The following is a 15329-nucleotide window of genomic DNA, read 5'->3' on the forward strand; positions in this document are numbered from 1 at the left end:
TCGAATGGTCATTCATCAATTCGCCAACATCGGTCGCCAGCTGCACCTGAGCAACACGTTCTGGGACGACAGCACCGCACACGGCCTGGTCGACATCGTCGCGACGGACATGCGCGACGGCAAGGTGCACGACCGTGACGGTCGCACGATCGTCAACTTCTCCTCCTACTCCTACCTCGGCCTCGACAGCGATCCGCGCATCCTCGCCGGTGCGCACCGCGGCCTCGACGAGACCGCGACGATCAACTCCTCCATCTCCCGGATGCGCATCCGGTTGTCGCTGCTGGAAGAGGCCGAACAGCGGCTCTCGCGCACTTTCGACGCGCAGGCCGTGACGGTGTCGTCGTGCGCGGCGGCGGCCTGGGCCACCCTGCCGCTGCTCGCCTCGGGCGAGCTCACCGACGGGAAGCCGCCGCTGGTCGTGTTCGACAAGAACGCGCACTTCTGCCTGAACGCGATGAAGCCGCTGGTGGCCGACGAGACCGAGCTGGTGACGATCGAGCACAACGACATCGCGGCACTGGAACAGTTGTGCCGCGAGCACTCGACCGTGGCCTACGTCGCCGACGGCGTCTACAGCACGGGTGGCGGCGCGCCGCTGGCGGAACTGCACCGGCTGCAGGATCAATACGGACTGTTTCTGTATTTCGATGAGGCGCACGGCATCTCGACGATCGGTCCGGGTGGGCGTGGTTACGTTCTCGGCGCATACGAGGGCTGGCGCGAGCGCACGCTCGTGATCGCCTCGCTCAACAAGGGTTTCGGCGCCAGCGGCGGCGTGATCTTCTACGGCGCGGCAGGCGACGACTCCCACAAGCCCACCCTGCTGCGCACGAGCGGGCCGCTGATGTGGTCGCAGCGCACCAATACCGCCGGGCTCGGTGCCATCGTCGCCGCGTGCGACCTGCACGACGACGGCACGGTGGACGCACTGCAGATCGCCCTGCGCGAGCGGGTCCGCCTGTTCGACTCGCTGGTCGACACCGAGCTCGCCGGGGACGGACTGCCCATCCGGTTCGTCAGCATCGGCCGCGAGGACGTCACCGTCGCCGTGGCGCGCGACATGCTCGAGGCCGGTTTCTACACCTCGCCGGTGTTCTTCCCGATCATCCGGCGCGGCAGCGCGGGCCTGCGGCTGATGCTGCGCGCCGACCTCGAACCCGACACCATCCGGCGGTTCGCCGAGACACTGAGCGCGAGCCTGGCCGCGCATCAGGAGCGGGCGGAGCAGCCCGCATGACCGTCACCGTCGAGAACACCCTCGGATTCGAGGCCCAGCGAGCCCTGCTGCGCGAACACACCGCCGAGATCGTGGCGCCACGCAGGCGCACGGGCGACGCCAAACTGCCGGTGCGCGAACGGGTCAACCGCGTCCTCGACCCCGGCACGCCGTTCCTGGAGATCGGCAGGCTGGCCGCGCACGAGGTGTACGACACCGATCTCCCCGCCGCCGCGCTGATCGTCGGGATCGGCACCATCCACGGCCGCCCGTGCATGGTCTTCGCCAACGACCCGCACGTCAAAGGCGGCACCTACTATCCGCTCACCATCAAGAAGCAGCTGCGCGGGCAGAAGCTGGCCAGGGAATACAAGCTGCCCTGCGTCTACCTGGCCGACTCCGGTGGCATCTACCTGCCGTTGCAGGAGGAGATCTTCCCCGACGAGGAACACCTCGGGAAGATGTTCCGCAACATCGCGGAGATGTCGGCCATGGGCCTGCCGCAGATCTCGGCGGTGCTCGGCATCTGCACCGCCGGTGGCGCCTACATCCCGGCCATGAGCGACGAGACCGTGATGGTCTCCGGCCTCAGCACCGTCTTCCTCGGCGGACCGCAACTGGTGGAGGCCGCGACCGGCGTGGTCGTGGATGCGCAGACCCTCGGCGGCGCCGACCTGCACGTGCGCGAGACGGCGGTGGCCGACCATCTCGCGGCCGACGAGGTGGAAGCGCTGGCGATGGTCCGCGACATCGTCGCGCGCACCCCGGGCGACCGGGTGCGTCCCCCGGCCTTCGAGGTGCTCGAACCCGTCGACGATCCGGCGCGGTTGCCGGACCTGATCCCGGCGACCACCAAGAAGGAGATGGACGTCCGCGCGATCCTGCGCTGCGTCGTCGACGCCGCCTCGTGGGTGGAGTACCGCAAGGACTACGGCATCACGATGGTGTGCGCGACCGCGCGGATCGCCGGATACGAGGTCGGGATCATCGCGAATCAGGGCGTGATCTTCCCCGACAGCGCGCTCAAGGCCACCAACTTCATCCAGATCTGCAATCAGCGCCGCATCCCACTGTTGTTCGTGCACAACGTGAGTGGGTTCATGGTCGGTGCGGAGTACGAGCGGGCCGGGATCGCCAAGCACGGCGCGAAGATGGTCAATGCCGTCTCCTGCGCCACCGTGCCGAAGATCTCGCTGGTGATCGGCGGTAGTTTCGGCGCCGCCAATTTCGCGATGTCGGGGCGGTCGATGGGCGGCCAGTTCATGGCCATGTGGCCCAATGCCCGGTCCACCGGGGTCGGCGGCGAGCAGGCCGCCGCGGTGATGGCGATCCTCAAGCGCGACCGGTTGCGCCGCGAGGGCAAGGAACTCAGCGCCGCCGACGAGGCCGCCATCAAGCAGCCGATCATCGACAGTTTCGAACGCCAGTCGCTGCCTGCCTACATCGCCGCGCGCATGTGGATCGATGCCGTGGTCGAGCCGGAGGACACCCGGTCCTGGCTGGCGCAGTGCCTGTCGCTGGCCCACGAACGCTGGGACCGGACCGAGCCCGCACCCGCGCATTTCGGGGTGTTCCGGCTGTGATCGCGCGACTGCTCATCGCGAACCGGGGCGAGGTCGCCGCCCGGATCGCGCGCACCTGCGAGCGGCTCGGCCTCGAGTACGTGACGGTGTCCGTCGAGGAGGACCGCGAGCTGAGCGGGCACGCCGGTGCGGTGGCGACGGTGCCGCTGCCCGCGGGCGGCTATCTCGATGCCGCGGCGCTGATTCGTGCCGCCACCGAAAACGGTTGCGATGCCGTGCATCCCGGCTACGGATTCCTGTCCGAGAACGCCGGTTTCGCGCGGGCGGTCCGGGCGGCGGGGCTGGTGTTCGTCGGGCCGAGTTCGCGGGTGATCGAGACCATGGCCGACAAGGCGTCCGCGCGTCAGGTGATGGCCGAGGCCGGGGTGCCCGTGCTGCCCGGCACCGCGGTGGCGAGCGAGGACCTCGACGCGCTGGTCGAGCAGGCGGGCGCGATCGGCTATCCGCTGATCGTCAAGCCCGCCGGTGGCGGTGGCGGCAAGGGGATGTCGGTGCTGCGTTCGGCCGCCGGGCTGCGCGAGGCCCTGGCGTCGGCATCGCGTACCGCGACAGCGGCTTTCGCCGACGGTCGCCTGCATCTGGAACGCTATGTCGAGCACGCGCGCCACATCGAGGTGCAGGTGTTCGGTGACGAACACGGCGGCGCGGTCCATCTCTTCGACCGGGACTGCTCGCTGCAGCGACGGCATCAGAAGGTGATCGAAGAGGCTCCGGCGCCGCGGATTCCGGCCGACGTGCGCGCGGCGATGTTCGACGCCGCGGTGCAGGGTACGAAGGCTCTGCAGTACGTCGGCGCGGGCACCTTCGAGTTCCTGCTGGTCGGCACGGAGTTCTTCTTCATCGAGATGAACACGCGGCTACAGGTGGAGCACACGGTCACCGAGGAGATCACCGGTCTCGACCTGGTGGAGTGGCAGTTGCGGGTCGCCGCGGGCGAACCGCTGCCCGCCGCCCAGGCCGACATCGCCTACTCCGGTGCCTCGGTGCAGGTGCGGATGTACGCCGAGGACCCGTTCCGGTCGTTCCTGCCGTGCCCCGGCGAGCTCGAGGTGACGCACTGGCCGGACGTGCGGGTGGAGCGGGCGTTCACCCGGCGACTGCGCGTCACCGGCGGATTCGATCCGATGATCGCCAAGCTCGTCGCCACCGGCGCCACGAGGGCCGAGGCGCTGGACCGCGCTCGGCGGACCAGTGCGGAACTGCGCTGGCACGGCATCTCGACCAACCTCGGTTTCGCCGCGCACGTGCTGTCCTCCCCCATCGTCGCGGCGGCCGAGCACGACACGGCCTATCTGGACCGGATCGACCCGGTCACCGAGTTCGGCGACCCCGACGAGTTCGCCGCGCTCGCGGTGGGCGGGGTACTCAGCGCGCCGGACCGGGCAACGCCCTGGTCGGCCGGTGCGCCGAGCGGTGACCGCGCCTGGCTCGACCCGGTCGACGGTGATCTCGGCGGAATCGATCTCGAGGTCGACGGGCGACCGTTCACGGTGCGGGTCAGCGGCTATGCCGAGGACGCGGCCCTGCTGCGCGCCGCGTCGGCCCCGCCCTCGCTCACCCGAGCGGGCGCGGCACCTGCCCGCGCCGACGCGAGCAGGTCCGGGCCTTCGCCCGTCAGCGTCGACAGCGCCGGCACCGTCACGGTCGGCTCGACGGCCTGCGTGGTCCGCAGGCGCGGCGAGGGCTGGGAGTGCCAGGTCGACGGGGTCGTCCGGGAGGTGCGCTTCGCCGAGTACGGCGCGCACGGGGCGGGAGCGGGCGAACCCGAGATCCGTTCGCCCATGCCGGGAACGCTCGTCCGGCTGCACGTCGAGTCGGGTGCGCGGGTCGAGGAAGGTCAGCTGCTCGGCGTGGTCGAGGCCATGAAGCTCGAGCACGAACTCACGGCGACACACGCCGGAATCGTCACGGTGACCGCCGCCGAAGGCGCGGTGGTCACGACGGATCAATCACTGTTTCTCATCGAGGAGAGGGGAGCCGCACTGTGATGCGGACTCGACGACTGGCAACGGCACTGATGGCGGCGACCGCGCTGCTGGTGTCGGCGTGCGGCGGAACCGACACCGCCGCACGCGAATCCGCGGAACCGACGAGCGGCGGCTCGCTGACCTGGGGTGTGGAGACCGAACCCACCACACTCAATCCGCACCTCAACGGACAGAGCAATACGAAGATGTTGCTGCGCAACACCTTCGAGACGCTGCTCGCCCGCACCCAGGACGGCGGCTACGTCCCCTGGCTGGCCACCGGCCACGAGATCTCCGCCGACGGACTCACCTACACCTTCACCCTGCGTGACGATGTGAAGTTCACCGACGGCAATCCGCTCACCGCGGCCGGTGTCGCCCGCAACTTCACCACCATGCAGGACCTGAGCTACTCCGGCGGGTTCTCCTCCGGTCCGCTGTCGAACCTCGCCGGGGTCGACGCACGCGACGAGCACACGGTGGTCTTCACCCTGAAGAACCCCTACGCGCCGTTCCTGGACTTCGCCTCCGGCTTCGACATCATCTCCCCCGCCGCCTTCGACAAGCCGCAGATCAAAGCCGGTGGACCGGAGATCGCGGGTACCGGACCGTTCATCCTCGACCGCTACGTCAAGGGCCAGGAACTGCACTTCACCAAGAACCCGGACTACAACTGGGCGCCCGCGAACGCGGCGCACCAGGGTCCGGCCCACCTCGACGAGGTGACCTACCGGTTCCTGCCCGAGTCCTCGGTGCGCACCGGTGCGCTGACGTCGGGCCAGGTGGATCTCATCGAGGGTGTCTCGGGCAACGACGCGTCGCTGTTCCAGGACGATCCCGACTACACGTATCAGACCGCGCTCAACAACGGCAGCCCGTACTCGCTGTACTGGAACGCCACCTTCGGCCCGGCCACCGACGAGCGAGTTCGCAAGGCGCTCAACGCCGCCGTCGATGTCGACGCGATCCTGGAGTCGATCTATCGCGGTCAGCGCACTCGCGGCTGGGGCATCACCTCCACCGTCGACAAGCCCTTCTACGACAAGAGCATCGAGGGCGCCTACGGTGCCGACACCGCCGCCGCCAACCGGCTGCTCGACGAAGCGGGCTGGACGGCAAAGGATTCCGACGGGTTCCGCACCAAGGACGGTCAGCGGCTGACCATCGATCTGGTGCAGGCGCAGTCGACCGTGCGCGACCAGCGCGAGGTGCTGTTGCAGGCCGTGCAGGCCCAGGCCAAGCAGAACGCGGGCATCGACCTGAAGCTGTCCTACGTCGATCTCGGCACCTACGCCGAGCTGCGCAAGAAGAACACCTTCGGCTCGATCGCCAACTCCGACACCATCACCGGTGGTATCGACATCGAGAACCACTGGTACCCGGCGTCATCGAAGGGCACGCTCAACTACAGCCGTGCGAGTGATCCCGAGCTGTCGGCCTGGTTGCAGGCGGCCGCCGCGACCACCGACATCGCCGAGCGGGCGAAGCAGTACTCGCAGTTGCAGCAGTTCGCGCTCGTGGAAAAGGGTTACGCGCTGCCGCTCTACATTCCGGAGAACCAGATCGCGGCCGCCGCGCACGTGTACGGCGCGGGATTCCGGCCGTACAAGCAGCTGCCGGAGAGCGCCTACGACATCTGGATCGATCGTGGCTGAGCCGACCGTCGCGCCGGGGTGCTGTCGGTGACGCTCGACATCACCGCGCGGAAGGCGGTCGAGACCGCCGATCCCGGCCGCCGTGCCGGGATCGGCGGGCGGATCGTGCTGCGGGTGCTCGCGGGCCTCGGGGTGCTGTGGGGCGCGGCCACGCTGGCATTCCTCGGGGTGCGGCTCGCGCCCGGTGACATCGTCGACGTGCTGATCGGCGAGCAGCCGCGCACCCCGGAGATCGAGGCCGCGATCCGGGCCGAATGGGGGCTCGACAGTCCGGCCGTGGTCCAGTACGGGCGCTACCTGTGGAATATCGCGCACGGGGATTTCGGGCGGTCCTATGTGCTGCAGCGGCCGGTATCTGAAGTCGTCGGTTCTCAGGCCGGGCCGACGCTGGCGCTCACCGGGGCGGCGCTGCTGGTCGCGCTGGTGTTCGCGGTCGTCGTCGCGACCACGACCGCACGGCGTCGGCGGGCCCGGTCGATCGCGAACACCGTTGAGCTGGCGCTGGTTTCGACGCCGTCGTTCTGGCTCGGGATCGTGCTGCTGTCGGTGTTCAGCTTCCAGTTGAAGATCTTCCCGGTGGCGGCGAACAAGGGGCTCTCGGCCCTGGTTCTGCCCGCGCTCGCGCTGGGTCTGTCGCTGGGCGCGGTGATCTCGCAGGTGCTACGTGACGGGCTGGAGCGAGCGCTCGACGAACCGTTCGCGGTGACGGTGCGCTCCTGGTCGGTGAGCGAGAACGAACTGCGCCTGCGGCACGGGTTGCGGCATGCTTCGCTGCCCGCCGTGACGTTGACCGGGTGGCTGGTCGGCGGATTGCTCGGCGGCGCGGTGATCATCGAAGAGGTGTTCGGCAGGCCGGGGCTGGGCCGTGTGACGGTGGAAGCCGTTCTCGCCCAAGACCTTCCGGTGGTGCTGGCGGTGGCGATCCTGTCGGCGCTGGTGTACGTGGTGATCAGCACACTGGTCGACCTGCTGTACCTGGTGCTCGATCCACGCCTGCGACGCGATTCGCGCGGGGAAGGGACGTGATGACGCACGCCGGTCCGCGCCACACGGTTTCCCACCAGATCGCCTCGCCCACAGCCTGTTCAACTCCACCGCGACTTCCCGAGCAAGGTGAGACACGATGACGACTGCCGCTTCCCCTCGCGGCATCGCCGCACAGACCATCGCGCGCGCAAGACATTTCGATTTCGCACCGGGCGTCGCCATAGCGGCCGTGACCGTGGTGCTCGTCGGCGTCGCGGTGCTCGTCCCCGATGTCCTGGCCGGTACGGATCCGCTCGCCGCCGATCCCTTGGCCGCGCAGCTGCCGCCGAGTGCTCAACACTGGTTCGGCACAGACCATCTGGGGCGCGATGTGTTCACCCGGGTGGTCCACGGCGCGCGGTACTCGCTGCTCATCGGGGTCGCGGCCGTCGCGATCGCGGTCGTCGCGGGAACGCTGCTCGGACTGCTGGCCGGGCTCGCGCGCGGTCCGCTCGACGAGCTGATCACCCGGTTCCTCGACGTGGTCTCCTCGTTCCCGGATCTGCTGCTGGCCCTGGTGCTGATCTCGTTCACCGGCCCCGGCACCACCAACCTGATCTTCGCGCTCGGCATCGCCTCGATCCCCCGGTTCGCCCGGGTGGTGCGCGCCCAGACCCTGGTCGTGCAGGAATCCGGGTATGTCGAGCAGGCCCGCACCTTCGGGCTCACCCGCGCCACCCTGGTGCGCCGCCATGTCCTGCCGCACGCGGTGGCCCAGGTCCCGATCCTGGCCACCATCGGCCTCGGCACCGCCATCCTCGGCGCGGCGGGATTGAGCTTCCTCGGCATGGGACCCCAACCGCCGGAACCGGAATGGGGCGCCATGCTCGCCGAGGGCCGCAACTATCTGCGCAACGCCTGGTGGATCGCCGTGCTGCCCGGCGTGGCGGTGACCGCGACCGTCATCGCGGTGAGCTCGCTGGGACGGCGCTGGCAACGGCACTACGACGGAAGGCCGACATGAGTCTGGTCGATGTGACGAACCTGCGAGTCGGCTTCTCAGCCAAGGGCGACGTTCGCAACGTGGTCAAGGGCATCGATCTGCGGATCGAACCCGGCGAGGCCGTCGCGCTGGTCGGCGAGTCCGGCTCGGGCAAGTCGGTGACGGCACGCACGCTGGTCGGCCTGGCCGGACCGGGCGCGGTCGTGCGCGCCGACGGGCTCGAAATCGTCGGGCAGGACGCGCGCGGGCACCGGGACCGGCAGTGGCGCAGGATCCGTGGGGCCGAGATCGGCTTCGTCCTGCAGGACGCGCTGGTCTCGCTCGACCCGCTGTTCTCGGTCGGCGCGCAACTGGCCGAAGTCCAACGCGCACTGACCCCGTTGCGCGGGCGCGCGCTCACCGAACGCAGCGTGCGGCTACTCACCGACGTCGGCGTGCCCGAACCCGAACTGCGCCTGCGCCAGTACCCCCACGAGCTGTCCGGCGGACAGCGCCAGCGGGTGCTCATCGCCACCGCACTCGCAGGCGATCCACGCTTGATCATCGCCGACGAACCGACCACCGCCCTCGATGTGACTGTGCAGCAACAGATTCTGGAACTCCTGCGCGCCCGCAAGGCCGACGGCACCGCACTGCTGCTGATCAGCCACGACCTCGCGGTCGTCGCCGAAGTGGCCGACCGGGTACTGGTCATGCGCGAGGGCGAAGTCGTCGAGCAGGGCACCACCCTCGACGTGCTCACCCGCCCGGCGCACCCGTACACAAAGAAGCTGCTCGCAGCCGTCCCCTCTGCCGCCTCTCGCGGATCACGGCTGTCGGTCCCCACCGATCCGACTGCCGCACCGACGCCCACACCGGCGCCGACCAGGACGATTGCCGCACCGACGCCGACCAGGACGATTGCCGCGCCGGCGGCCACCGACCCGGCCTCCGGACCAGCTCCCGCAAGACCGACTGCCGAACCGGTGGCTACCAAGCCGGCTTCCGTATCAGTGCCGACGGGACCGGCATCCGCTGCCGGCGGGGCTTCAGTGTCGCCACCGCGAGTCCACCAGCAGCGGACCACCAGCCTCTCCGATCGCGAGCGCCCACCCCTGCCACCACGCTCGATCGACGACACCCGCGTCGTGCTCTCGGTACGCGAGCTGCGCAAGACCTACGGTTCCGGTTCGGCCGCACGCACCGTGGTCGAGGATGTCGACTTCGACCTGTTCGCGGGCGAAACCCTCGGCATCGTCGGCGAATCCGGCTCGGGCAAGACCACCACCGCGCGGCTGGCATTGCGGCTGGTCACGCCCTCGTCTGGGCGAGTGGTGGTCGATGGTCAGCCGTGGAGCGAACTCTCCGATCGCGAGCTGCGGCCCCTGCGCGGGGCGGCGCAACTGATCGCGCAGGACCCACTGAGCTCCTTCGATCCGCGCTACACCGTGGAGCGCGTCATCGGCGAGAGTCTCGACACCGTCGACGTGCGCGGCAAGGCCCGGGCCGAGCGTGTGCGCGAGATCCTCGACGCCGTCGGCCTCGCCCGCGATCTGCTCGACCGCCACCCGCGCACCCTCTCCGGCGGCCAGCGCCAGCGCGTGGCCATCGCCCGCGCCCTGGCACCGAACCCGGCACTGCTCGTCGCGGACGAACCGGTCTCGGCCCTCGACGTCTCCGTCCAGGCCCAGATCCTCGACCTGCTCGCCGACCTCCGCGCCGAGTTCGGCACCGCCCTCCTGCTGATCTCCCACGACCTCGGCGTGATCCAGCACATCGCCGACCGCGTCCTTGTCATGAAGGACGGCCGCATCGTCGAATCCGGCGATGTCGACACGGTCCTGCGCGCCCCCGACCACGCCTACACCCGCCGCCTGCTCGCCTCGGTCCCCCGCCTCCCCGAACTCGCCGAGCACGAACAGAACTGAGCAGCGGTAGGCGCGGCGCATCCACACTTCCCCACGGGGTCGCGAGCCCCGCGCGGCCGTCCCGGGCGGATGAGCACGGGAAACTGCTGCTCAGCGGGTGAATCTAGGGCATGATGAGAACTGCAACATTCGCCATGTGACCCCGCAGGAAAGACACGTGCCCCGATGGCTCAGCGGCTGACGCTCTCCGCGCAGCGTGCTGCGCTGGAACGGGAGTGGGCGCAGTGGGTGCCAGACCAGGCCGACACCTCCGCGCTGGGCCGGAGTTCGGCGGTGCGCACCGAGGTGGCGCAGTCCTGGTTGCGGTCGCTGCGGACGGTCGATCCGGGACGTGATCACGCCCCCGAGAGCGAGACCGACGACATCGGACCGCGCTGGCAGGACTCGCCGCTGCGCGGGCCGGTCACCGAATTGCAGGACCAGTTGCACAGCGTCGCCGACGACGCGGGCTATGTCGCGGCCGTCACCGACGCCTCCGGCACGATCCTGTGGACCTACGGCGGCCCGGTCATGCGCAGGCGCGCCGAGCAGGTGAACTTCGCGCCCGGCGGTCGCTGGGACGAGGCGCACATGGGCACCAACGCGCTGTCGCTGGCCCTGCGCACCGATCAGCCGCACACCGTGTTCTCCGCCGAACACCTGGTCGCCGCCCTGCACGGCTGGGTCTGTTACTGCGCGCCGATCCGCGCCGCCGACGGCACCCTGCTCGGCGTACTCGACCTGTCGACCACCTGGAAGCGCTCGCACCCCCTGGCCATGGCCACCGTGCGGACCATGACCACCGCCATCGAATCCAAATTGCACGCGACCGCCCCTGCCCCGGCCGGTATGCGCCTGACCTGCCTCGGCACCGGCCGATTGACCCGCGACGGCACCCCGATCCGCCTGCGCCCACGCCACTTCGAAATCCTCACCCTGCTCGCCCTCGACGACGACGGCTACAACCACGAACGCCTGCACTACGCCGTCTACGGCGACCGCGCGGTCGGCGCGAGCACCCTCAAATCCGAGATGTCGTATCTGCGCCGCGCCACCGGCGGCGAGATCACCAGCCGCGTCTACCGCTTCACCACTCCCCTGTCCTGCGACGCCGTCGACGTCCTGCGCGCCCTGGAATCCGGCGACCTCGACACCGCCGTCCGCCTCTACCACGGCCCTCTGCTCCCCGATTCCGACACACCCGGCATCAGCGAATGGCGCGACTACCTCGAAGTGGCCATGCGCAACGCCGTCCTCGCCAGCCCCCACCCCCACCACGCCCTCACCTACGGCGAATCCGCCCCCGACGACATCGCCGTCCACGAACACGCCCTCACCCTCCTCCCACCCCACGACCCCCGCCGCGCCATGGCCGCAGCCCGCCTCCACAGCGCCCTCCGCGCCTGATCGGTCGGCTTCAACGTTTCATCAACCCTCGGGGCGCATAGTGATGGGCGTCACGATTCACCGGAATCAGCGAGGAGCCACCACCCATGATCTACGCCAAGCCGGGTACCGAGGGCAGCGTCGTCAGTTACGCGCCGCGATACGACAACTTCATCGACGGCAAGTGGGTGCCGCCGGTCGAGGGACGGTACTTCGAGAACACCTCTCCGGTGGACGGGCAGCCGTTCTGTGAGATCGCGCGGTCGTCCGCGGCCGATGTGGAGCTGGCGCTCGATGCCGCGCACCGCGCCGCCGAGGCCTGGGGCGCGACCTCGGCCGCCGAGCGCGCCAACATCCTGAACAAGATCGCCGACCGGATCGAGAACAATCTCGAGGCCCTCGCGGTCGCCGAGACCTGGGACAACGGCAAGCCGGTCCGTGAGACGCTGGCCGCCGATCTGCCGCTGGCCGTCGACCACTTCCGCTACTTCGCCGGGGTGCTGCGCGCCCAGGAGGGCGGGATCAGCGAGGTCGACGGTGACACCATCGCCTACCACTTCCACGAGCCGCTCGGCGTGGTCGCCCAGATCATCCCGTGGAACTTCCCGATCCTGATGGCCACCTGGAAGCTGGCCCCCGCGCTGGCGGCGGGCAACGCGGTGGTGCTCAAGCCCGCCGAGCAGACCCCGGCCTCGATCATGAAGGTCGTCGAGCTGGTGGCGGATCTGCTGCCGCCGGGCGTGCTCAACGTGGTCAACGGTTTCGGCGTGGAGGCGGGCAAGCCGCTCGCGTCGAGCCCGCGCGTGGCCAAGGTCGCCTTCACCGGTGAGACCACCACCGGGCGCCTGATCATGCAGTACGCCAGCGAGAACATCATCCCGGTCACCCTGGAACTGGGCGGCAAGAGCCCGAACATCTTCCTGCCCGATGTGATGGCCGCCGATGACGACTACCTCGACAAGGCCATCGAGGGCTTCGTGATGTTCGCGCTCAACCAGGGCGAGGTGTGCACCTGTCCCTCGCGGGCGCTGATCGCGTCGTCGATCTACGACGAGTTCATGGCCCGCTGCATCGAGCGCACCAAGGCGATCGTCAGCGGCAACCCGCTCGACGAGGCCACCATGATCGGTGCCCAGGCCAGCAACGATCAGTTCGAGAAGATCCTGTCCTACATCGACATCGGCAAGAAGGAAGGCGCCGAGGTGCTCACCGGCGGCGCGGTCCGCAGCGTCGACGGCCTGGGCGACGGCTTCTACATCGAGCCGACGATCTTCAAGGGCAGCAACGACATGCGCGTGTTCCAGGAGGAGATCTTCGGTCCCGTCGTCGCGGTGACCACCTTCGACTCCACCGACGAGGCGCTGAAGATCGCCAACGACACCCTCTACGGTCTCGGCGCGGGTGTGTGGACGCGCGACATGAACACCGCCTACCGCCTCGGCCGCGGCATCAAGGCGGGCCGGGTGTGGACCAACTGCTACCACGCCTACCCCGCGCACGCGGCCTTCGGCGGCTACAAGAAGTCGGGCATCGGGCGCGAGAACCACAAGATGATGCTCGATCACTACCAGCAGACCAAGAACATCCTGGTCAGCTACTCGCCCACCAAGCTCGGCTTCTTCTGATGGTGCGGCGCGTCGACCTGACCGAGAAGGCGGCGGCGCTGCTGCGGGACCTGACCGGGCAACACGGCCCGGTCATGTTCCACCAATCCGGCGGCTGCTGCGACGGCAGCTCCCCGATGTGCTACCCACGCGGCGAGTTCCGCGTGGGTGCCTCGGACGTGCTGCTCGGCCATCTACCCGGCGAGACTCCGTTCTGGATGAGCGCCGACCAATACGCGTACTGGAAGCACACCCACCTCACCGTCGACGTGGTTCCAGGCCGTGGCGGGGGCTTCTCCCTGGAAGCACCCGAAGGCGTGCGGTTCCTGATCCGCTCCCGCCTGCTCACCGACGAGGAGGTGGCCGAGCTGGAAACCCAGCCACCGCCGCCCACCGGTGACACTGTTCCGCAGTGATGTGAAACACCAGTAATCGCACCGTTTACGCAGGTCGGCGACGCTTGATACGCGTCGCTGACCTCGGTGATCCACGGCCGTAACAGTCGTCAACCATTCTTCAACCCTCGAGCTTCACTGTTGCCGCCGAGTGCGCATTGCTTGTTGATGAGGAGCTACCCCTTGAGTACTGACGCGATTCCCGCCACCGGCGCGGACGCAGCCACCGACGAATATCTCGCCAAACGCACCCTGCGCTCCGGCTCGGCCGGCTGGGTGCTGCTGGCCGGGCTCGGCGTGAGCTATGTGATCTCCGGCGACTACTCCGGCTGGAACTTCGGCCTGGCCGAGGGCGGTTTCGGTGGCCTGATGATCGCCGCGATCGTGATCGCCGCGATGTATCTGGCCATGGTGCTCGGCATGGCCGAGCTGTCCTCCTCGCTACCGGCGGCGGGCGGCGGCTACACCTTCGCCCGGCGCGCCATGGGCCCGTGGGGCGGATTCGCCACCGGCACAGCGATTCTCATCGAATACGCGATCGCGCCCGCCGCCATCGCCACCTTCATCGGCGCCTATGTGGAATCGCTGAACCTGTTCGGGATCACCGACGGCTGGTGGGTGTATCTGGCGGTGTACGCGCTGTTCATCGGCATCCACCTCGGTGGCGCGGGTGAGGCGCTCAAGGCGATGTTCGTGATCACCGGCATCGCGCTGGTCGGCCTGGTGGTCTTCGCGATCGCGGCGATCGGCAAGTTCGACTCGTCCAATCTCACCAACATCACCCCCGACCCCGACGCGACCGGCGCCTCGGCTTTCCTGCCCTTCGGTTACATGGGCATCTGGGCGGCGATCCCGTTCGCGATCTGGTTCTTCCTCGCCGTCGAAGGTGTGCCGCTGGCCGCCGAGGAGGCCAGCAACCCGTCCAAGAACGTGCCCAAGGGCATCATCGTCGCCATGCTGCTGCTGGTGGTCACCGGCGCGGTGGTGCTGTTCCTGGTGACCGGCGCGCTCGGCGCCGCGGACGCGTCGTCCTCGGGCAACCCGCTGGTGCAGGCACTGGGCGACAGTCCCGCGGCGAAGGTGGTCAACTACATCGGCCTGGCCGGTCTGGTCGCCAGCTTCTTCTCCATCGTCTACGCCTACTCCCGTCAGACCTTCGCGCTCTCCCGAGCGGGCTACCTGCCGACCAGCCTGTCGGTGACCAACTCGCGCAAGGCGCCCATCCTGGCGCTGATCGTGCCCGGCGTGATCGGCTTCGGCCTCTCGCTCACCGGCGAGGGCGCGATGCTGCTGAACATGGCCGTGTTCGGCGCGGCGCTGAGCTACGTGCTGATGATGGTGAGCCACATCGTGCTGCGGGTGCGCGAACCGAACATGCCGCGTCCGTACCGCACTCCCGGCGGCATCGCGACGACGTCCTTCGCGCTGGTCATCGCGGCGGTGTCGGTGGCGGCCACCTTCCTGGTCGACCCGAAGGCGGCGCTGTTCACCCTCGGCGTCTTCTGCGCCTTCATGGCCTACTTCGGCCTCTACAGTCGAAAGCACCTGGTCGCCAAGTCCCCCGACGAGGAGTTCGCGGTGTTGGCCAAGGCCGAACACGAGCTCGAGTAGCCGAGGCGCCCGGCGGCGATCCGCTCGCCGCCGGGCACGAACCCGCGAAAGGAG

At 69.0% G+C, this 15329-nt stretch carries 11 protein-coding genes; all 11 read left to right on the forward strand.

Annotated features, from left to right (window positions below):
- The first annotated feature begins 4 nt into the window (after window positions 1-4).
- The 11 genes from ACFVVM_RS12795 to eat all read left to right on the forward strand — a co-directional run bounded on the left by ACFVVM_RS12795 (window position 5) and on the right by eat (window position 15275).
- On the forward strand, window positions 5-1240 hold the full coding sequence (locus ACFVVM_RS12795) for an aminotransferase class I/II-fold pyridoxal phosphate-dependent enzyme (protein WP_387616959.1): 1236 nt from the start codon (window positions 5-7) through the stop codon (window positions 1238-1240).
- Window positions 1237-2802: an acyl-CoA carboxylase subunit beta gene (locus ACFVVM_RS12800; protein ID WP_387616961.1), complete on the forward strand. Its 1566-nt coding sequence runs from the start codon at window positions 1237-1239 to the stop codon at window positions 2800-2802. The genes ACFVVM_RS12795 and ACFVVM_RS12800 overlap by 4 nt, the downstream gene beginning before the upstream one ends.
- The gene (locus tag ACFVVM_RS12805; RefSeq protein WP_387616963.1) at window positions 2799-4790 is read left to right on the forward strand and encodes an acetyl/propionyl/methylcrotonyl-CoA carboxylase subunit alpha; all 1992 of its coding nucleotides are present in this window, start codon (window positions 2799-2801) and stop codon (window positions 4788-4790) included. Before ACFVVM_RS12800 ends, ACFVVM_RS12805 begins: the two co-directional genes overlap by 4 nt.
- Complete coding sequence (locus tag ACFVVM_RS12810; protein ID WP_387616965.1) at window positions 4790-6424, forward strand: ABC transporter substrate-binding protein; 1635 nt, start codon at window positions 4790-4792, stop codon at window positions 6422-6424. Before ACFVVM_RS12805 ends, ACFVVM_RS12810 begins: the two co-directional genes overlap by 1 nt.
- A 27-nt stretch (window positions 6425-6451) precedes the next feature.
- On the forward strand, window positions 6452-7450 hold the full coding sequence (locus tag ACFVVM_RS12815; protein WP_387616967.1) for an ABC transporter permease: 999 nt from the start codon (window positions 6452-6454) through the stop codon (window positions 7448-7450).
- A gap of 97 nt (window positions 7451-7547) precedes the next feature.
- A complete protein-coding gene (locus ACFVVM_RS12820) occupies window positions 7548-8414 on the forward strand; it encodes an ABC transporter permease (protein ID WP_387616969.1) in 867 nt (288 codons plus the stop codon).
- Complete coding sequence (locus ACFVVM_RS12825; RefSeq protein ID WP_387616971.1) at window positions 8411-10300, forward strand: dipeptide ABC transporter ATP-binding protein; 1890 nt, start codon at window positions 8411-8413, stop codon at window positions 10298-10300. Before ACFVVM_RS12820 ends, ACFVVM_RS12825 begins: the two co-directional genes overlap by 4 nt.
- A 165-nt stretch (window positions 10301-10465) precedes the next feature.
- Window positions 10466-11686, forward strand: coding sequence for a transcriptional regulator (locus ACFVVM_RS12830; protein ID WP_387616973.1), 1221 nt, complete (start codon window positions 10466-10468; stop codon window positions 11684-11686).
- An 86-nt stretch (window positions 11687-11772) separates the two neighbouring features.
- The gene (gene adh, locus ACFVVM_RS12835; RefSeq protein WP_387616975.1) at window positions 11773-13290 is read left to right on the forward strand and encodes an aldehyde dehydrogenase; all 1518 of its coding nucleotides are present in this window, start codon (window positions 11773-11775) and stop codon (window positions 13288-13290) included.
- Window positions 13290-13685, forward strand: a complete 396-nt coding sequence (locus ACFVVM_RS12840) for a DUF779 domain-containing protein (RefSeq protein ID WP_387616977.1) — start codon at window positions 13290-13292, stop codon at window positions 13683-13685. The genes adh and ACFVVM_RS12840 overlap by 1 nt, the downstream gene beginning before the upstream one ends.
- 147 nt (window positions 13686-13832) lie before the next feature.
- Entirely contained in the window at window positions 13833-15275 is a 1443-nt protein-coding gene (eat, locus tag ACFVVM_RS12845; protein WP_387616979.1) for an ethanolamine permease, read from the forward strand.
- Window positions 15276-15329: the final 54 nt, after the last annotated feature.

The organism is Nocardia sp. NPDC058176, assembly GCF_042883805.1.
Lineage (GTDB): Bacteria > Actinomycetota > Actinomycetes > Mycobacteriales > Mycobacteriaceae > Nocardia.